The sequence below is a fragment of the Bacteroidota bacterium genome, assembly GCA_013360915.1.
Taxonomy (GTDB): domain Bacteria; phylum Bacteroidota; class JABWAT01; order JABWAT01; family JABWAT01; genus JABWAT01.
This window is the reverse complement of record JABWAT010000005.1, coordinates 75,011-95,306: the sequence shown is the minus strand read 5'-3', so window position 1 is coordinate 95,306 and position 20,296 is coordinate 75,011. Positions and strand designations below refer to the sequence as shown.

The window sequence follows — 20,296 nt, the reverse complement described above, 5'->3', positions numbered from 1 at the left end:
TATGAAACGACTTACCTCTAATTTTTCGACTGCTGAAAAAGTGGTCATTCCCTACATCACACCAGACTACCCGGTAAAGGGAACAACCGAATTACTGATCGCCGGCCTGGAACGTCAGGGGGTCCGCATCATCGAATTGGGAATTCCGTTTTCCGATCCGCTGGCCGATGGACCCACGATTCAGCAAAGTTCCATGGTTGCACTGGCCAATGGCGTGAACCTGGATCGTGTGCTGGAACTGGCCCGATGGACGTATGAAAACACTAAAATCGCCGTGGTCCTGATGGGATATGTGAATCCGATTCTGCGGATGGGAACACGATTGTTTTTCGAAAAAGCGGCGGCTGCCAACGTTCAGGGACTGATTATTCCAGATATTCCCCAGGATGAGGCAGAACCGTTTCTTAAACTGGCCGATGAATTCGGATTGGCCATGATTTTTCTGGTGGCTCCCACCACACGCCCCGAACGGATTTCAAAAATATCGGAGGCCAGTCATTTGTTTTCCTATTGCGTGAGTATGAACGGAGTGACCGGTAATCAGGTACTCGATGCCGGGTTCATGAAGACGACTCTGAATCAGGTACGGCAACACCACCCAAAACCATTTGTGGTCGGATTCGGAATCCGGTCGGCACAGGATGTCAGAGCCGTGCTGAGTGAGGCCAAAGGCGCCGTGATTGGAAGTGCCCTGATTAAAGAACTGGGTGCTGAGACTACGGCAGAAAAAGCAGCTCAGCGCGGATTGAACTGGTTTGCTCCCTTAGCCGGTGTTGCCAATGAGTTCTGATGAAATGGATGCTCTGCGTCAGCAGATTGACGAATTGGACCGGCAACTGGTCAGGATTCTGAACGAACGGGCGCAGTTAGCCAACCAGATTGGCGAAGTGAAAAAACGCCTGAAGCTGCCTGTTTACAATCCGCAGCGCGAAACCGAGGTAATGAAGAATGTAACCGGTCACAATCCGGGACCCTTGCCTGAAGATGCCATCCGGCGGCTGTTTGAACGGATCATTGATGAAACCAGACGCCTCGAACGTGAGCACGTCGAAAAAGCAAAGGAAGACCGTTCATGATCCGACCCTTGTTGTGGGTAGCGGGAGCAGGTCTTGTTCTGGGAATCACCGGTTTCTTCTTGCTTACCGGTCCGGTAAACATGACCGGAAAATCCACGCCGGAAGAAGCGTATTTCAGGATAGAAAAGGGGATGACCTTGCGGCAGGTCGCCCGTGACCTGTACCGCCAGGGATACATTCGTCACGCCCAGGCATTTGTCATTGCTGCCCGGCTGACCGGCCGAACCGAAGATATCAGGGCCGGTTTTTACACCATTCCAGACAACCTGACGGTGCTGGATCTGTTAAACCGGTTTGCTGAAGGAGAAGTAATCACCCGTCAGGTCACCATTCCGGAGGGTCTGACTGCCCGACGGATGGCCGGATTGCTGAAAAAACGCCTGGGCATTGATTCCCTTGAATTCATGCAACTGTTTTCTGACAGGGACCTTCTGAAACGCTACGGAATTCCGGCTCCTACTTTCGAAGGATATCTGCTCCCCGAAACCCATGAGTATCAGTTGGGTGTTTCTGCCTCAGAGGTTTTTACTTCACTGGTTGAAGCTGCACTGAAGGTTTGGGAAGATTCAACGTTAACCGAGGCCCTGACCCGGATGAAAATCACCCGGCATCAGGCCCTGACCATGGCAAGCATTGTGGAAGGGGAAGCCCGTCTTCCTCACGAGCGAACCATTATTTCGGGATTGTACTGGAACCGGATTAAAAGAAACATGCAGCTGCAGGCCGATCCAACCATCCAGTATCTGATTAAGAATGGTCCCAGACGGGTTCTCTACAAGGATCTGGAAGTGGATTCTCCATACAACACATACAAGTACAGGGGGTTGCCACCAGGACCGGTAAATAACCCGGGTCGCGATGCCATCGTGGCTGCACTGAATCCGGACCGTCATGATTTCATTTTTATGGTGGCCGATGGTCATGGGGGTCATGTCTTTACCAGAACCTTGTCGGAGCACGCAGTTGCCAAGGACCGTTATGATAAAATCATGGCTCCCCGCCGGAAAGAACTGAGGAAAAAACAGTGAACAAGGATCGTGATTCGGTAATCGTGGCGGTGACCGGGGCCTCGGGATCCATTTATGCCATGCGGATGATCCGGGCGTTGCTGATGAAGGATTTTCATGTGCATCTGGTTCTGTCTGATTATGCACGGGTGGTGATCAATGAGGAGATGGGAACCAGTTTCGATTTCAGGCAACCCATGGGTGAGCAGATCAGACAGTTATATGCCATTCCGGACCATCTGGGTCAAATCACCGAATATGCAGTGAAAAATCAGGCGGCTGCCATTGCCAGTGGCTCTTTTACCATCAGGGGCATGGTTGTGATCCCTTGCTCCATGAAAACCCTGGCCGGAATTGCCAACGGTTTTTCATCCAATCTGATTGAACGCGCTGCCGATGTGACCTTGAAAGAACGCCGGCGCCTGATCGTAGTTCCGAGGGAAACACCTCTGAATCTCATTCATCTGAAGGCCATGACGGCCCTGACCGAAGCGGGCGGAATCGTTCTCCCGGCCATGCCGGCCTTTTATCAGCAACCCAAAACCATTGATGATCTGGCCGATTTTATTGCGGGCAGGGTGCTGTCTCTGCTGGGTGAGGAACAGTCGTTATACCCCGGATGGAAAGGAAACTGAAGTCATGAAAGTCACGTTCCGGTCCTTCCTTCCTCTCCTGTTTGGTCTGTCTTCCCTGGCCGGACTGGCCTCGTGCGCCAACCAGCAATACCCCGGCGGCGGGCCGGTGGATACCGAAGCGCCAACCATCGAAGCCACCACCATTTTGTCGGGAACCACCCGTTTCACCTCGGACCGCATCGGTTTCCGTTTTTCCGAATACATGGATAAAAACTCCGTACGGAATGCGCTGTTTATTTCACCCTCTGTGGGTCAGGATTTTGAATTGACCTGGAGTGGCCGCGACATGGATCTGCGGTTTAAAAAGCCCCTCAGAGATGGGGTCACCTATGTGGTTACCCTTGGAACCGGGGCAAAAGATTATCGTGCAGGCAACCCCATGGCCCAATCGGTACAACTGGCCTTTTCCACGGGCGAAACCATTGATTCCTCACGAATCAGGGGACAGGCCTGGTCGGCGGCCAATGAAAAACCCGTCAGCGGTGCGTTGGTTCTTGCCTATAACCGGCTGATTAAACCGGAACCCGATCCCTCGGCTGATACGGCCGATTATGTGACTCAGACGGGTGCTGATGGCCGGTTTGAACTTACCTACCTGAAAGAGGGAGAGTATCGGCTCTTTGTCATTACCGACCAGTTCAGGAACGACCGGTGGGATGCCAAAACCGAGGGTATCGGTGTCGGAAGGTCTCCGGTTATCCGCGCCGTGCCATCGCCTGATACCACTTACTCGTTTTATGTTCAGGTGGTCGATCAGTTTTCACCGGTCATGCAGGGCGTGGTTCCCGAATCGCCGGTAATGCTGAAAGTGACCATGAATGAATCCGCCGATTCCGATCCTGATTCCATCCGGTTTTCGCTGATGGATGAAGAGAAACGGTCCTTCCGGGTCCATTCCTGGCTGATCATGCCGGGAAGACAGGATCAGTTTTTGCTGATTACGGATAGCCTGAGGGAAACCTCCTACACCCTGGTTCAGCGGGGAATGTCCGATGAACGGTTGAACCGGTCGGCTGGTGATACCTTTCAGTTTTCCATCGCTTCGGTACCGGCTCCTCCCAAAAGCTTGTTCTCCGTTTTCCCTGCCGATACCCTGGCCTGGGTCGGATCGCAGGAACCGGTGATTCTGACTTTCCGCCGCCCGGTTGCCAACGTGGATTCTCTCCGGGTCACCGGGTATCCGTCAAAATCCCAGCGACCGTCCCCCCGGTTGTTAAAATCATCCATTCGCCAGATTCATCCGCACCAGCTCATGATTCATCCTTCACCGGTTTGGCCTCAGGGATTTCAGATCACCGGATGGCTGAAAACAGCGGCCGATACGGTTGAATTCGGATTCCGGACGGTGGATCCGGAAGAAACGGGCGGTTTGAAAGGTGTGGTCCCGGGTGAAGGGAAAGGAATGCTGGTGGTCATCGATGCACAGACCGGAAAACCAGTCAGGAAAATTGCACTCACGACCGGCTCTTTTCAGGTGAACGGATTGCCGGGCGGCAGATATGTTCTGTCAGGGTTTGATGATCAGAATCAGAATCGGTTGTGGGATTCCGGCGAACCTCTGCCATGGAAGCCGGCCGAATTCAGGTATTTTTATTCAGATACCGTTCGGGTCCGCGCGCGTTGGATGGTGGAAGATATCCGTCTGGACCGGCGGTAATTTCAGACCTTCATCAGGTCAGTCACCTCTTTGGCAACACCAGTGCCGATGGCCACGCCCATTCCCGACATCCTGACGGCCACCCACACATTCCGGTCCACTTCCGCAATAATGGGTGCTTTTTCGGCACCAAATGCCATGATGCCTGACCATTGATACCCGATGGTCACTTCCTTCCCTGGAAGGATGACCGATTTCAGCAGGTGTTTTAACCGGTTCTGAACCAGATCGGTCAGCGCAAAGTCGGTGGTTTCTTCTGCTTTGAAATCCAGATTTCTGCCGCCGCCCAGGAGCAGCCGGCCCCCCACATCCCTGAAATAGTAATATCCATCCTCATAATGAAAGGCTCCGCGGACCTTCAGGCCGGGAATGGGATCGGTGACCAGGACCTGTCCGCGTCCCGGAACCACATCAAGGCTGGGAAGTAGCTGTCTGGTGAAGGCATTGGTGGTGACCAGAATGGTTCCTGCATAAAACCGGCCCCCATCCGACAGAGTGACCACACCAGATTGGACTGATTGAACCGGTGCACCACCCAGAATCATGGCCCCGGACCGGGTGGTTTCCATCCACAGAAAGTGCATCAGTTTTCCGGTATCCAGTTGTCCCTCGGCCTGGTTCTGAATCAGTCCGGTAACACCATTGAATCCGAATGAGGATGCTTGCTCTGTTACCAGCCGGTAGGTGGCGGGAAGTCCGGTGAGTGGCTTCATCAGGTCATTATACCGCGTAAGCTGTTTCTGGCAGTCTGACCATGCTTCCGAATCGGCGGAAGTGAACAGTTCATAACCACCCAGCTCTTCATAATTCATGAGGTCATCGGGTACGGTTTGGCGCAGAAGTTTCAATCCGTTATACCGCTTCCTGACCAGATCCATCATGGGTCCGGTTCCTTCCTTTTCTTCATGGGCGATCAGTTCGGAAAGACTTCCGAAACAGGCAAAACCGGCATTCCGGGTGCTGGCGCCATGCGGCAGGTATCCCCGTTCGAGGATGAGCACTTTCAGTGAAGGGTGGTTACGCAGGAGAAACCGGGCAGACTGCATCCCGATGAGACCGGCGCCAATGATGATCACATCCCAGGAGCGTGCAAAAAATTGATCTTCCCAGTAGGAAAAAGGTGTTTTCATCTTGAAAAGGTAAAGGGGAAACCATCATGAATCAACCAGATGAAATTTTAATTAAAAGTGCCCGGAAATACAGACGGGATGGTCGGAAATTGTGTAAATTCACCATCGACAGGAAACAGGAGAGGTCACCATGAAAATCGTTGATTTCCACTCACATTTTTTCAGCCGGGACTACTTTGAAGGACTGCTCCGGCAAAGTCCGTTGTCTGATAACCGGGCCTATTTCATCCGCCGGATGTCAGAAGATGGAATTGAGTTGCCACCCGAAAACCCCCAGGACCATTTGAATCTGATTATGCAGCAGATGGATACCCACCTGGTCGATCACATGGTGCTGTTTGCCAGTTCGGCCGATGAAATTCCCACTCTGGCCCGGTTGCTTCCCGATAACAATCGGTTTTCCGGATTCGCCATGTTCAATCCGCTGGTGGAAAATGCCTCGGAATCCCTCGATAAATTACACAGCATGGGTTTTAAGGGGTTGGTTTTGTTTCCGGTTCTGCACCGTTACCTGCCTCAGGATCCTGCGCTGGATGCAGTATTCAATGACATTGAGCGGTTGGGATTTGTGGTGACGATTCACTTCGGTATTCTGAAAATCAGACTGCGTGATTTGGCGGGATTGCCAAGGACGTATGGCGGGCAGTTCTCGAATCCGATTAACCTGATCGAAGTGGCCGACCGGTACCCGGGCATACCGTTTATCGTCCCTCATTTCGGAAACGGATTTTTCAGGGAAACGCTGATGCTGGGAGCCAATTCACCCAATATCTGTGTGGACACCAGCAGTTCAAACCGGTGGATCGAGTATCAGTCAACCGATATGGATCTTGCTCAGATATTCAGAAAAACGCGGCATGTGTTCGGGGCGAAGCGGATGTTTTTTGGTACCGACAGCGGAACGTTTCCGCGTGGATACCGGAAGGATGTGCTGGAAAGCCAGTTAAAGGCCATGGCAGCGGCCGGATTTACCCGTGAGGAAATTCATGATGTCATGTGCAACAATGCACGTTGGCTGCTGGGCCTGCCGGTGAAGGAAGAAATGGCTGTTACCCCTTAAACTGGTAACAGCCATCACTCTTATTTTACTCAGTTAAACCGGCGTTTTTTAAACGGACGGTCTCCGCCACCACCACTGCGGGGAGGCGCTGGTTTCTTATCCTGGGCTTCTTCAACCGTAACAGGTCTTCCCTGAAAATCGGCTCCCTGGAAACTGGTCAGAATCCGGTCCCTGAACGCGGCATCGGCTTCGAAAAAGGTATGGGTTTTTCCCAGATCAATCTTTCCGATTTCAATATTCCGTTTGCGGGTGGCCTCGCTGATGATTCCCATCAGCGTACGGGGGTCGAGTCCGTCCACTTTTCCGATGTTGATGAAAAAGCGGGTGAATTCCACATCTCCTGCAGGTTTACGGCGCTCACGGTCTCCTTCACGCGGACGGCTGTGTTCACCTTCCCGGACCCGGTCGCGGGAACCTTCCCGGTGACGGTCCCTTGATCCCTCACGGAATCCATCCCGGCTTCCTGACCGTTCGCCTTCGCGGTAACGGTCTTTTCCGAATCCACCGGGTCCTGCGGCAGGACGACGATCCTGAGAGTCGTGAACATTCAGATCGGGCATGGAAGCGTAGTAATCGTTAAACCGGTTGAATTCCAGCGAGAGGACCTTTTTCAGAAGGGTTTCGCGGTCCAGATGCATCAGTTTATCTTCCAGTTCGGGCATAAACCGTGAAATCTGATCTTCACGGATTTCAGCCTGATGAATTTTATCAATCACCGAGTGGAGCTGATTCAGACAGATATCATAGCCGGTGGGAATGGGTTTCATCGGAATCTGAATTTTCAGAGACCGCTCGAGGAATTTCAGTTTGCCCTTTTCGCGGAAATTCACGATCGAAACCGAAATACCGGTTTTTCCCGCACGACCGGTACGGCCGGCACGGTGAGTGTACACTTCCAGATCGTCTGGCAGGTTGTAGTGAATCACGTGAGTGAGGCTGTGAACATCGAGACCACGGGCGGCCACGTCGGTCGCCACCAGAATACGGATGTGACGGTCACGGAATTTGCCCATCACATAGTCCCGCTGAACCTGTGATAAATCGCCATGAAGTGATTCGGCCGGGTATTTATCCCGCATCAGTTTATCGGCAATGGCCTGGGTTTCAACCTTGGTGCGGCAGAAAACGATTCCGTAGATATCGGGATTGGCATCACAGATCCGTTTCAGAACTTCATAGCGGTCTTTTTCGTGGGTAAGATGGCTCAGGTGCTCAATGGCTGCATTGCCTGTATTGACTTTGCCGGCAGAAACCGTCACCGGTTCTTTCATATAATTTTTGGCGATCCGGGCCACATCGGGAGGCATGGTTGCCGAGAAAAGAAGGGTTTGCCGACCGGCAGGAATAGCCGACAGAATGGCATCGAGTTCTTCCTTGAAGCCCATGTTGAGCATTTCATCTGCTTCGTCGAGAACCAGAATCCGCAAAGAACCGAGTTTGATGATGCCACGGTTGATAAAGTCGACCAAACGGCCCGGGGTGGCAACCAGCACGTTGACGCCGCTGTGAATGGCACGGGCTTGTTTTTCCATGGAGGCCCCGCCGTAAACGGCCAGAACGGAGACACCGGTGGAGTATTTCGAAAAGTTTTCCAGATCGCGGGTGATCTGCAGAGCCAACTCACGGGTCGGACTTAAGATCAGGGCCTGCGGATGCCGGCTCTTTGCATCGAGATGATGAATGATTGGCAGACCGAAGGCTGCGGTTTTACCGGTTCCGGTCTGAGCCAGACCGATGATATCCTCGCTGCCGGCAAGCAGACGCGGAATAACGGTTTCCTGAATAGGTGTCGGGGTTTGAAACCCCATTTCGGTGATGGCCTGTAAAACGGCCTGATCAAGGCCAAAGGCTTGAAAAGAAGACATGCGATGTTTCCCATTGGTTTAAAGTGTAGGCCGGAACCCGTTATTCCTGCCCCAACCAAAAAACCGGGAAACCGGTGTGAAATCAAGAGGAAAAAGAATTCGTAGCCTGTGAAGGGTGCAAAGATAGGTGATCAGGTCCTGCTTTCCTAATGAGGGTTATGAAAATGGCTGGGGAAGGGAAACACCCACGAGTGTGGTGCCGGCCGGTTTGGTAGCAGGAACCCGACTATAACCGCGTCCTTTGCGTTTAAATGCGTTTTAACGCAGAAAGCGCAAAGGTTAAATACAAGAGGACGCAAGGTTTTAATGTTTTCAATACAGAAATCTCAGCGTCTTTTGCGAATTCTTTGCGTCATTGCGTTGAAATGCCTTGATTTCCTTACTTTTTGTGACATTTCTCACAAAAACACCCCCTTGTCCTCTGAATTTCCCTTAATTGAAGTTGCTTTTTTTTTTTTTGATTGTAACATCTTTAAGGCGTCAAAGGAAACCCATGATCCCAAATACCCGATTAATGAAGATACCAGCAGCTCTGTTATTACTTTACCTTTTTTCCTGCGAGCATCCCACAGAACCCAAACCCGACCCGGGACCGGATACGACGAGCCATCATTTTATCTGGCGGGTGGATACGCTGGGTGGAATATTCTCAACTGCAATCAGTATAGAGATCGTCAGTGAAACGGAGGCCTATGTCGGGGGTGAATTTTTTGTATATCCGAATCCAAATGATCTCTCAATAAGTGAGCGGTATAATCTGGCGGTGTGGAATGGTGTTAAGTGGACCTTTGAAAAGGTAAATTTCCAAATAAATGATCAGAGCAAAGATTTTCAGCAGTCTCCAATTAAACAAATCAGGAAAATTGGGGAGAGTTCCTTACTGTTTCTTTCTATTGGAGCAGAATGTGTTTTTAGAAAAAACGGAAAGGATTCATATAAAAATGCAAAATCTCCTGTGAATTACTGTTGGGCACGTTCGGAAACGGATATATATTTTACAGGTTATGGTGGTGCATTTACCCACTATGATGGAGTAAGTTTCAGATCCATTCCGACCGGTGTGACCAATGATTTTGTTGATATATGGGGAGATGAGGAGTCTGTTTGGATTACCAGTGATGATAAATCTTCAACTGCATTTGCATTTGGCGAGTATAGAAATAATAATTTTAGGATGGTTGACAATAATCCAAAGGGAGAAAGCAGGTTTCCGTTTGGATATATTTCTGTTTACAAGCCATCAATAAAATCCCCCTTGTATCTATTAATTCAGGGATTCACATTAGAAGTTAATAGTACGGCTCCTCTAACCTATTCAACAATTCTAAATCATGTGGAGTCGGGGTATTATTTCTATTGGGTGAGAGGCAATGCCCCGAATGATCTCTATCTCGGTGATTGGAATACCCAAAGTTTTGCTCACTTTAACGGTAAAACATGGAAAACCTTTACTGTCAACGGTGAAGGGCAGGAGGCGTTTACCGTTAGGGGGAATTTGATTGGGGGGTGCGGAAACAACAGCAATCTGATTCCACCAAGAGTGTATATGGCAAAAAGATTTTAAAAACCGGGGTGGTGTACCGGACACCACCCCCACCGTGTTTGAAACAGGATACCCGAGTGCAAATCCAGTAACCTGATCACGGAATATTTTCCGGTGCATAACTTTCAGGAGACAATTATGAAAACCGGCAAATTCATCCTCACTCTTTTCCTGCTAATACAAGGTGTGGGGTATGGGCAAACGCTCCGAACAATTAACCTCTCGAACGAATTTCACACCATTTCAAAGAAAGATACCACCTATTTAATTGAAGGCCAACCTAATTGGCAAGGATTTGTTGGAAAAGATCCATATGAGTACACCCGTAGGCTTCATACCGCATTGTTTGTGTTTTCAGGCACTTCAACAAGTACAAGTATTGAAATACTTCGGATAAAAATAAAGTTAAGTAATGTTACGTCAAGTAAAAAGGCATTAGTAAAAATAAGCAATAATTCCAATTCACTTGGGGACTACAAGGCGTGGTATAATGAAATTGCCTCCTTTAGTACATTAGCCACTGTTTCTTCAACAAATGAATTGATTCTTGAAAGGAGTTCGATTCCGTCGGGAATACTAAATCTGTTTGAGGGGATTTCCAATCCGGAAATAGTGATGGGTATTATGAATATTGATGAAAGTAATGCAAGTAATGGGATCAACTTATCACCTGTGAACATTTCTATTGAGTACTATATTACCTATAAGCTGGTCGTAGATATTAAAAAAACAACCTACAATTTCTTCACAACGGATATAAACGCATTTAAGTTGAATTCACAGTATTTTCCATATACACAATCATCATTTACAAGATATTTTAAAGAAAACAGTCCGATTCAAATAGAGGCAAGTAACGTTTTAATCCGGTCTGCTTCTAGTGATACCGCTGCTTTTGATAAAATTACAATGGGGTCAGATACTACAGAACAACTTACCTTCTCATTTATTAAGGGCACAGCCACTCAAAACCTGATTATTCATAACAGTCCGGTAAAAAATATCCGGCCATTTAATGATCTGGTGAATGGAACAGTGGAAACACATATTGCCGGTTCAACATTCAATATTTCTCAAAATGGTATTTTAACAGGTAGTGATATTTCTGGGCAGAAATATATTGTGCCGATTGATAAGACGATCAAAATAGCCACCAATGTCCCTAAGGGTATTGTTTCCGGCGTCCTTTCTGATCACCAGAATTGGGATGGGGCATTTGCTGATTTTCAAAGATTCTTTGAATTGGAAACAAATGCTACAACACCAGTGGTTTCAAATATACATGCCAAACATCATCCAATTTATTCACAGACCATGTTTGTTGCCATTGATGGTGTTTTACAAACGGATATGGGAATTCAATTTAAGGACCCATGGAAGGTGGTAAACGGAATCCGCCCGTGGAACTGGGATTCCTATCTGAGACCCTTTACCCCGGGAACAGGAATTGATACTGAATATGGTGGCTTGTTTAAGGGTGTTTCATATTTTGAGTCAAACCCTGGGTTTGCACATTATAAAGTAAAAACGAATGATTTGATTTCATCAAATGGATTGGAAGGTTACTTTTCCAATTGGGATGGAACTGGCAGTTATTTCTACAATAGGACAAGCTTGGAAACTCCTGTCCGTTTTGATGCTGCCAATGCAGTTGTCACCGCCAACTACAAAGGTCACCTGCGAACAGGCGTCCCGCAAAACACCGATTCAAAAAACCAATACCGGTTAACCAATATGGGCGTTTATACGAATAATCTCATGGTTTACGAATCCATGGGTAAATGCTGGATTGCCTCAACCGGTGACAATGGCGCAAATTGGTCACAGGAAAAACAACTGAGTACCAGCATAGGGGGAAAAAATCCGTCGCTCAGTAATACGATTTATTATTACAACAAACCCATTGCAGTTGCAGCGTGGGTTGATACGGCCGGTGGGGTCTATGATGTTCACCTGCAATCGCTAACCAACCAGGGTGGGTCCGACTATTGGGGATGGGAGTGGACCAACCAACCATCAGTCAGGAATGCGTCCAATCATCTCTCACTGACCCAATTGGTGGGAGAAGACGCGAGGTCAGACGCCCGGCCGGTGGTGTGGCTTTCAAGGGAAGGAGATGATGTCATTCTTACCTGGGCCTTTGAGGGAACAAACAGCGGTATATTGACGGGTCAACTTTGGTTAGATGGAAATGGTGTAAGTTTACCTGAGATTGCAGCGGGTCAACCTTATGTAACTGGCGGGCAAATGTGGGATATGAGTTTGGTCATTTCTTCGTCAGTTAATGACAAATACCCGGTACTCATTTCCTATCCGGCCGCCTATAGTCAACCAGCCCGTCTGGCACTGTACTATCTGGGCACCGGCTATGCAGCAGGGCACCGGATTGTGGAATATGACTACTTAACGACCACAAAACGGGTCCTGGCAACCGCCCCCAATGATTACACCTATCTGTCCCTGTCTGGTGCTTCCAACGAAACCAGTGCCAGTTTCGCTTTGGTTGCTACTGCCCAGGTGAACTATCCCACTACCAGCTATAATACCAACATTTATACAAAACCCACCTATTCAGGCAACAGCCTGCCAACGGTTGCGAAAGTGTACACAAATACGGTTTCACCGGCCATTATGGTTCAGAACACCGCTTCATTTGGTTCACCGGTCTATCAGGTTCACATGACCAATTCGGGAACCAGCACCCGGGTGAAGGCCGATGGTGGGTCATCGATAACAACCATTGCTCCCACTTCCGCCGGTTCCTGGGTAAGTGCACAGGTGCCAGCCGGCATCCGGAAAGCCATGGTGGTCCGCAGTACGACCACCCCTGCCACAATTCAGTATTATTCGGGCAGCGGGTCTCTTACGAAAGCGGGTGATTTTTCAGTTGATGTGCGTGCTTACCGGTATTACACGCTTAAATCGGGTGTGAGCGGCGGGGCGATTCTGGATTTTTCCGGTAGTCGGGTTGAATCGGTCGATTCACTGGAAACGGGTGAGAATCTGGCAGTGATCGAAGTGAGAGAGCCCTCGGTAAACGGGGTGTTGGTTCGCCAGCCCGATAGTCTGGCTGTTCCCCTGTCGGTGGATGTAATCCGGGATGGAGCCTCCATCGCCGCGTATGCGGCTGCTTCGTGGAAGGTGTTGGGTGTGGCCAGTTTTACCGATCTGCAAACCGGCGATCTGCTTCGTTTCCGGCTCGCCGATCCGGCAGTTTCCATTTGGGGATTCGAAGTCTATTCGGTTTGGGAGGAGGGGTTGCAGAAGGACTCTCCGGAAGAGAACCCGGTAACGCAGTTGGATGAATTGAAAGAGGGCATCCGACTCTACCCGAATCCGTTCAATCCGGTGACCACCTTCGAGATCAGTCTGAAGGCACCGCAAACCGTCCGCCTGGCTGTTTACAATCTGCTGGGTCAGCAGGTAAGTGAACTGGTCAGTGGAGAACTGGGAGCTGGTCGTCACTCCTTCCCCTTCAATGGCAGCAACCTGTCCTCTGGGACGTACTTCTACCGGCTGGAAACAGCGGGTGAGGTCAAAACCGGGAAACTTCAGCTACTGAAGTAAAGGACAGATTTCCAACTACAGAACAGCCGGTGCCTGCAACCGGCTGTTTTCCTTCGGGCAGATCATGCTCCGGAGCCCATATCGGGTGGTGAGAAAGGACACAAGGGAAGTTGATCAGGCTTTCTCTTCTGTCCTTTTTTAATTCTCAGACTTTTCTGATTGTTAGTTAAACCAATGAATCTGTAAGATTTTGTGAAACACGGCTTTTGGGTGAAAAAAATCTTATGACCTGCCCGCTTGCAGGTAGTTAGTTGGCTATTTCTTATTTATTCAGTATAAGATACGGAATAAACAAGCCAATGTCTCCTAAAAGTCCGTCAAAGGTGAGAATAGTGCCTTGACAGGCGAATATTCTTCGGCTTATCTTTGAGCCAGTTCTTTCACAAGATCCTTTTCTTATCAAGAATGGCTGAGGGACAGGCCCGATGAAGCCATGACAACCGGCGGGAAACCGAACCGGTGCCAATTCCTGCCCGGGTTAATATAGCCGGGGACAGATAAGGAGAGCGCTGCACTGATCACTCTCCCGACCGGGAATCCGTTGCCGCCTCTTCTTTCTGAAGAAGAGGGGCGGAAGACAAAACCATAAAACAACGGAGTCACCCATGAGTCAATCCCATCGTTTCGAAACCCTCCAGCTTCACGCTGGTCAATCACCCGATCCGGCCACCAATGCACGGGCCGTGCCCATTTATCAGACCACATCCTATGTATTTAATGATTCCGACCATGCAGCCAATCTGTTCGGTCTGCGCGAATTCGGAAACATCTACACCCGTATCATGAATCCGACCACGGATGTCTTTGAAAAACGGATTGCCGCCCTTGAAGGCGGGGTTGCTGGTCTGGCCACTGCTTCCGGGCAGGCGGCCGAGTTTCTTTCCATCATCAATCTGGCACAAGCCGGTGACAACATTGTCTCGACCTCGCATCTGTATGGCGGGACTTACAACCTGTTTAAGGTGACCCTGCCACGGCTGGGCATTCAGGTGAAACTGGTCGATAGAGACGATCCGAACGAAATCATCGATGCCATTGATGATAAAACCAAAGCGCTTTACGTCGAAACCATCGGGAATCCGCGTCTGAACATTCCCGATTTTGAACTGCTGAGCAAACTGGCCCATTCAAAAGGAATTCCGCTGATTGTGGATAATACGTTTGGTGCCGGTGGCTACTTTGTACGCCCGATCGACCATGGTGCCGATGTGGTGGTTCATTCGGCCACCAAGTGGATCGGCGGGCATGGAACCTCCATCGGGGGTGTCATTGTCGATTCCGGCCGGTTCGATTATGGAAACGGCAAGTTCCCCCTGTTCACCGAACCGAATCCGGGTTACCACGGACTGGTGTTTCAGGATGTCTTTGGTCCCAAAGGTCCGTTCGGTAACATCGCCTTTATTATCAGAGCCCGTGTGGAAGGACTGCGTGATATTGGTCCGGCTCTGTCACCATTTAATGCGTTTCAGTTGATTCAGGGGCTGGAAACCCTGTCGCTCCGGGCGGAGCGTCATGCTTCCAATGCGCTGGCCCTGGCTCAATGGCTCGAAAATCATCCCGATGTGGCCTGGGTGAACTATCCGGGTCTTGCCAGTCATCCGCAGCATCATCTGGCGAAGAAGTATCTGCGCAACGGTTACGGCGGTGTGTTAACCTTTGGCCTGAAAGCTGGTTTCGATGCCGCCCGCGGCTTTATTTCGAACGTGAAGCTGGCCAGCCATCTGGCAAACGTGGGCGATGCGAAAACCCTGGTTATCCATCCGACGGCCACCACCCACCAGCAGCTCTCTGAAGCCGAGCAACGGGCCAGCGGGGTCTCCCCCGAACTGATCCGGGTGTCGGTGGGAATTGAACATATCGATGATATCATCGCCGATTTCGATCAGTCCATCCAATTGTGTCTGAAAGGTAAATCGGTCGTCAGCGTATGAAACTCCGTTCCGGATCCCGTCAGCAGATTGTGCTTCCATCGGTAAACCTCAGCGATGGACGGCTGGTTACCAACATTCCCATGGTTTTCGAATCATGGGGAATTGAACCAGCCGGCGGGAGTCCGGTTTTTCTGCTGATTCATGCACTGACCGGTTCCTCCCATGCCAAATCCACCCAGGAAGATCCGACTCCCGGATGGTGGGAAGAATTCCTGGGAACCTCGGGCGAAGCCATTGATCTGACCCGATGTACCGTCATTGCCCCAAATCTTCCGGGAAGTTGCTATGGCTCCTGGGTTCCTGATGAACGGGATGAAATCGGACTTTCCATCGCCGACCAGTCACGTATTCTGGCCGCACTGATTTCTTCCCTCGGGATTTCATCGCTTGATGCGGTCATTGGCGGAAGTCTGGGTGGCATGGTCGCCCTTCAGTTTTGTGCCGATAAACTGATTCCCGTGAAAAAGGCGGTGATCCTGTCTTGTGGCGCCCGTCAATCGGCCTGGGCCAAATCCTGGGGACATCTGGGTTTGTCTGCCTTGAAAAACAGCGTGAATGAGTCGGCCGGACTTGCACTTGCGCGTCAGATTGCCATGCTCAGTTACCGGACTCCGCCCGATTTTGATTCGAAAGACCAGCCGGGTAAAACGGTTCAGCATTATCTGTATTATCAGGGATCCAAATTTGTGAACCGGTTTACGACCCGTTCATACGAGTTGCTCGTCAGGGCCATGGACACTCATTTGGTAACCTCTGTGCTGGATGGAATTGACGGACTGATTATAGGTAATCAGCAGGATTTGCTGTATCCGCTTGCCGATCAGGAGGCGGTCTGTTCACTTTTTCCCGTTCATCGGTTTGTTGTCATCAATTCGGATAAGGGACATGATGCGTTCCTGACCGAGTCGGATGATCTGAATCCGGTCATACGGGATTTTCTTCACGGAACCGCCGATCTGCGGTTAACCGGAACGACCTGAAAGTATAGAAATTTAAAAACCATGAAAAACCAACGGAAATGTATCGGATTGGCTGGCTTCGGAGTGGTAGGCCGCCATGTGTATGAGCAATTAACCACGGTCCACCGGAAACAGTTTTATGTAAAAGCGGTGGCCATTAAACATCCAGACCGGCATCCGGAAACGGATATTCCCTTTACCACCTCACTGGATAGTCTGATCTGGGATTCGGAAATCGAGGTCATCGTCGAGGTGATCGGGGGCATTCAGCCAGCCTATGATTTTATCCGGCAGGCCCTGCTGCATAAAAAATCGGTGGTGACGGCCAATAAATATCTCATTGCCTACCATGGAAATGAACTGAGGAAGCTGGCTGCAGAGCAGGGAGTTCAGTTGTTGTATGAAGCCAGCGTAGGCGGATCCATCCCGATTCTTTCTGCCTTGAATTGCAGTCTGCGGCATCATCAGATCCGCTCGGTGACCGGCATCCTGAATGGTTCGACCAACTTTATTCTCACCGCCCTTTCTTCGCAACCCAACCGGTCAGTGGATGACATCCTTCAGGAAGCCCGGGACAAGGGGTTTTTAGAGGCGGACCCTTCCTTTGACCTGAAAGGCTGGGACATTCAGCAGAAGCTGACCATCATTGCCTGGCATGCCTTTGGCTGCCGTCTGGTGCCTGGTGAAATTCCGGTTCTTTCACTGATGGGATTTTCGGATCCGGACCGGTTTCTCACCCGTTACGGAAGAATCAAATATCTGGCGACGATTTGCAGGGAAGGAGATACCTTGTCGTCGCTGGTGATCCCCACACTGATCGAAGACACCCATCCGTTTATCCGTGTTCAGGATGAGTTTAATGCCATTCTGGTGGATACCGAGTATTCCGGCGGTCAATTGCTGGTTGGAAAGGGTGCTGGCGGACATCCGACCGCCTGTTCTGTTCTGGCCGATCTGATAGCCATCGATCACCGGTTACCCGACGTTGATGAGTCGGTGGACTGGACCATCCGACATGCACAGCCGCTCGGTCAGGTCTATCTTCGGGTAGCTTCCGGAAAGGAAAAACAGGTAATCAGCCGGCTTAAGAAGGAACAGGTGGTTTTCCGGCCGATCGGAAACGATCAGTACGTGGTCCGGTCCATTTCTCTGTCGGTTCTCATGTCACTTCAGACCGATCTGGCGCTTGCAGTTAAACTGCCTTCCCAGCTCTTTATCGAATCCCATCTTACCCAACGGCTTGCTCTTGCTGTCTGAAAACAAAAAAGCCCGGCCAGAGCCGGGCTTTTTTGTATAAGGGATCAGGAAAACCTGATCCCTGCCAGGTCAGAAATTATTTCTTCTTCTTGGTCTTGGCAGCAGCTGCAACGGAGTCAGCAACGCGGGTAGAATCAGCTACGAAAGCAGCGCGGGCAGCAGCAGCTTCTTCAGCAGCCTTAACAGCAGCTACGGAATCAGCAACGCGGGTAGAATCAGCAATGCGCTTTGCAACTTCTTCGGGTGAAGGACCTTTAGGACCGCAAGCAACTGCAACGAGTGACAGAGCAGCAAGAACGAGAGTCAATTTTTTCATGGGTAGTATCCTGAGTTTGAGTGTTTAATGAAACCATAGTTGGAAACCCAACCGGGTACAATCATAGCAAAAATCAGACCATTTAGTCGGTCATTGAATAAAAAGGTGGCATTTTTTTTCTCAATGATCCTGATTTATAGCAGGATCTGGTCTGCTGTGAGCAAAATCACCTGAAGTGTCGAAGGTGCCTGCGTGTTCTGGTTGAATGAGAGAAACGAATGCTGGTTTTTCACAGCACGGCCGCAAACCGGACTGTCTAAAAATTTGTTCACTGTTGACCAGAGTGGTCACCAGAGGAAAAACCAGCCAAAGGCCAATCCGGCCACTATCCGGTACCAGCCAAAGGCCGGAAGACCGATTCTGGAAAGCAGGGAAAGGAATCCCTTAATGGCTGCGATGGCCACCAGAAAGGAGACCACAAATCCGATGGTGAGGGTGACAAAGGTGTCTGAAGTGATCAGTGACCATGATTTCAGCAGGTCATAACCAGTGGCGGCCATCATGACGGGTACGGCCACAATAAATGAAAACTCGGCGGCTGTTTTCTGCCCGAGACCAGAGAAAATTCCGGTGATAATGGTGGCGCCCGACCGCGAAACGCCTGGCCAGAGGGACAGGCATTGGCCCAATCCGATCAGAAAAGCCTGCTTCAGGGAGATCGAATCAAGCGACTCGGTCTTTGGTTTGGGTACGATGTAGGGAAGGGCAACCATTACCAGGCCACCGGCAATGAGGCCAATGACCACTGTTCCGGCCGAAAACAATTCCGATTTGATAAAACCATGAAGCAGAAACCCAGCCACAAGGGCAGGGAAGATGGCAAAAAGAATATGAAGAAGTCCGAGACGCTGATCGGGTAAAAACAAGGAACGGACTGCAGGGAAAGGCGTTCCTGACGGTCTTGAGATTCCGAGCAATTCCATAAAACGGGACCAGTAGAGAACCACAACGGCCAGGATAGCGCCCAGTTGAATGGCGACTTCAAATGTGGCCCAGAATCCGGTCATTTCCTCGCCACCAAACAGGAGGTGGTGGGTCAGAATCAGGTGCCCGGTGGAAGAAACCGGAATAAACTCGGTTAACCCTTCCACAATTCCCAAAATAATTGCAGCTGACCAATCGCTCATTTAACTTTCCTTCCTGTGACCTGCGAAAATACGGACCGACTGAACCTGATGAAAAAAGATGGTAAGGTTTGAGTCATCCTGGCGACTAAGTGATAAAAAGGAATCAACCACATGTTAGCATCCGGAGCCGATCTTTACCTTGCCGATAAATTAAAACAGATGGCCGCAGAGGAAGGGTGCCAGCCAGCAGTGGTTCAGCGTTTCGGGGACTATCTGCGACAGGCACCGGCTGAATCCCTGTTTCCGGTGAATCCGGATGAAATCAGGCAGGTGCTCGGGTTACCTTCCTACTCGGTAACCACTTACTTGCTGAGAGCGGTCCGGCATGGCATTCTCGATCTGGAGTGGAATGCCGTTTGCGGTATGTGCAAAGGAGTAACCCATCATACCCGCTCTCTCGGACATGTTCATGAAACCGGATCCTGCCCCGGTTGTAACGTATCCTTTGAGGTGTCGGTGGATGATAATCTGGAAGTCCATCTGTCGGTTTCTGATAATCTGGCCGACCGTCCAGCCGATCTGGCAAGAATCTCACAGGTGGCCGGACTTTCAGCCAAGGATTTGCTGACCAACAGCTATTTCAGACGTCATTTTTCAGGGCAGGTGGTTGCCGAAGATGCGGGACTTAAAATCAAGAGTGTGACGGTTTTATTTACCGACCTGAAAAAATCAACCGAATTGTATGAATCGATCGGCGATCTGAATGCTTACCGGCTGGTGAGAAGTCATTTTAACATCATGGATCTGTTGATTGAAAACAACAATGGCACCATCGTGAAAACCATCGGCGATGCCGTCATGGCCATATTTCCCAAAATTGAGGACGGTGTGAATGCGGCCATCGATATTCAGAATCACTTTGCCTCTCAGAAGTCCCCGACTCCGCTGGTGGTTAAAATGGGGTTGCACAATGGCCCGGCCCTGGTGGTAAACCTTAACAACCGGATCGACTATTTCGGCGGGACGGTCAATGTGGCTGCACGGGTGCAGGGTCTGAGCAAAGGAGGAGATGTTTTTATTTCCAAATCGGTCTTTGATGACCCCCGTTCCAGACAGCGGCTCAGAGGCATGCCGGCCATTTTTAAATACCGGGCTAAACTGAAGGGGATCCGCGATGACTATTTTGTCTATCAGCTGAACCAGATCCCATCGACCTGAAGGGGGAA

The 20,296-nt window shown here is 50.2% G+C and carries 16 protein-coding genes and 1 riboswitch; of the genes, 12 read left to right on the top strand and 4 right to left on the bottom strand.

Translation table 11 applies throughout. The annotated features are described in order from the left end of the window. Nucleotide 1: 1 nt before the first annotated feature. Genes HUU10_08405 through HUU10_08385 form a run of 5 tightly spaced genes read left to right on the top strand, consistent with a single transcriptional unit; the run spans nucleotide 2 to nucleotide 4,375 of the window. Nucleotides 2–790: a tryptophan synthase subunit alpha gene (locus tag HUU10_08405; protein NUQ81615.1), complete on the top strand. Its 789-nt coding sequence runs from the start codon at nucleotides 2–4 to the stop codon at nucleotides 788–790. Further along, nucleotides 780–1,076, top strand: a complete 297-nt coding sequence (pheA, locus tag HUU10_08400) for a chorismate mutase (protein ID NUQ81614.1) — start codon at nucleotides 780–782, stop codon at nucleotides 1,074–1,076. Before HUU10_08405 ends, pheA begins: the two co-directional genes overlap by 11 nt. Further along, nucleotides 1,073–2,104 (top strand): endolytic transglycosylase MltG, encoded by a 1,032-nt coding sequence (gene mltG, locus HUU10_08395; GenBank protein NUQ81613.1) that lies wholly within the window; start codon nucleotides 1,073–1,075, stop codon nucleotides 2,102–2,104. Before pheA ends, mltG begins: the two co-directional genes overlap by 4 nt. Beyond that, entirely contained in the window at nucleotides 2,101–2,718 is a 618-nt protein-coding gene (locus HUU10_08390; protein ID NUQ81612.1) for a UbiX family flavin prenyltransferase, read from the top strand. Before mltG ends, HUU10_08390 begins: the two co-directional genes overlap by 4 nt. Nucleotides 2,719–2,722: 4 nt before the next feature. Then, a complete protein-coding gene (locus HUU10_08385; GenBank protein NUQ81611.1) occupies nucleotides 2,723–4,375 on the top strand; it encodes an Ig-like domain-containing protein in 1,653 nt (550 codons plus the stop codon). A 2-nt stretch (nucleotides 4,376–4,377) separates the two neighbouring features. Here the strand turns inward: HUU10_08385 and HUU10_08380 are convergent, their stop codons facing one another. Next, entirely contained in the window at nucleotides 4,378–5,505 is a 1,128-nt protein-coding gene (locus HUU10_08380; GenBank protein NUQ81610.1) for an FAD-binding oxidoreductase, read from the bottom strand. Nucleotides 5,506–5,635: 130 nt separating this feature from the next. On the opposite strand from HUU10_08380, the gene HUU10_08375 reads away from it, so the two are divergent. Beyond that, entirely contained in the window at nucleotides 5,636–6,565 is a 930-nt protein-coding gene (locus HUU10_08375; GenBank protein ID NUQ81609.1) for an amidohydrolase, read from the top strand. 29 nt (nucleotides 6,566–6,594) lie between these two features. Here the strand turns inward: HUU10_08375 and HUU10_08370 are convergent, their stop codons facing one another. Beyond that, complete coding sequence (locus HUU10_08370) at nucleotides 6,595–8,430, bottom strand: DEAD/DEAH box helicase (GenBank protein ID NUQ81608.1); 1,836 nt, start codon at nucleotides 8,428–8,430, stop codon at nucleotides 6,595–6,597. Nucleotides 8,431–8,923: 493 nt separating this feature from the next. On the opposite strand from HUU10_08370, the gene HUU10_08365 reads away from it, so the two are divergent. From HUU10_08365 to HUU10_08345, 5 genes are all read left to right on the top strand, one after another. Beyond that, a complete protein-coding gene (locus tag HUU10_08365) occupies nucleotides 8,924–9,994 on the top strand; it encodes a hypothetical protein (protein NUQ81607.1) in 1,071 nt (356 codons plus the stop codon). A gap of 888 nt (nucleotides 9,995–10,882) precedes the next feature. Next, the gene (locus HUU10_08360) at nucleotides 10,883–13,540 is read left to right on the top strand and encodes a T9SS type A sorting domain-containing protein (GenBank protein NUQ81606.1); all 2,658 of its coding nucleotides are present in this window, start codon (nucleotides 10,883–10,885) and stop codon (nucleotides 13,538–13,540) included. A gap of 393 nt (nucleotides 13,541–13,933) precedes the next feature. Further along, nucleotides 13,934–14,044: riboswitch (SAM riboswitch) on the top strand. Nucleotides 14,045–14,145: 101 nt separating this feature from the next. Beyond that, nucleotides 14,146–15,471, top strand: coding sequence for an O-acetylhomoserine aminocarboxypropyltransferase/cysteine synthase (locus HUU10_08355; protein ID NUQ81605.1), 1,326 nt, complete (start codon nucleotides 14,146–14,148; stop codon nucleotides 15,469–15,471). Next, the gene (locus HUU10_08350; GenBank protein ID NUQ81604.1) at nucleotides 15,468–16,451 is read left to right on the top strand and encodes an alpha/beta fold hydrolase; all 984 of its coding nucleotides are present in this window, start codon (nucleotides 15,468–15,470) and stop codon (nucleotides 16,449–16,451) included. Before HUU10_08355 ends, HUU10_08350 begins: the two co-directional genes overlap by 4 nt. Nucleotides 16,452–16,472: 21 nt before the next feature. Next, entirely contained in the window at nucleotides 16,473–17,687 is a 1,215-nt protein-coding gene (locus tag HUU10_08345) for a homoserine dehydrogenase (GenBank protein ID NUQ81603.1), read from the top strand. Between the two features lie 76 nt (nucleotides 17,688–17,763). On the opposite strand, the gene HUU10_08340 is transcribed toward HUU10_08345, so the two are convergent. Continuing rightward, the gene (locus HUU10_08340) at nucleotides 17,764–18,003 is read right to left on the bottom strand and encodes a hypothetical protein (protein ID NUQ81602.1); all 240 of its coding nucleotides are present in this window, start codon (nucleotides 18,001–18,003) and stop codon (nucleotides 17,764–17,766) included. Between the two features lie 287 nt (nucleotides 18,004–18,290). Beyond that, nucleotides 18,291–19,130, bottom strand: coding sequence for an undecaprenyl-diphosphate phosphatase (locus HUU10_08335; GenBank protein NUQ81601.1), 840 nt, complete (start codon nucleotides 19,128–19,130; stop codon nucleotides 18,291–18,293). A gap of 111 nt (nucleotides 19,131–19,241) precedes the next feature. Between HUU10_08335 and HUU10_08330 the strand changes: the two genes are divergently transcribed. Further along, a complete protein-coding gene (locus HUU10_08330; protein ID NUQ81600.1) occupies nucleotides 19,242–20,288 on the top strand; it encodes an adenylate/guanylate cyclase domain-containing protein in 1,047 nt (348 codons plus the stop codon). Nucleotides 20,289–20,296 lie beyond the last annotated feature (8 nt).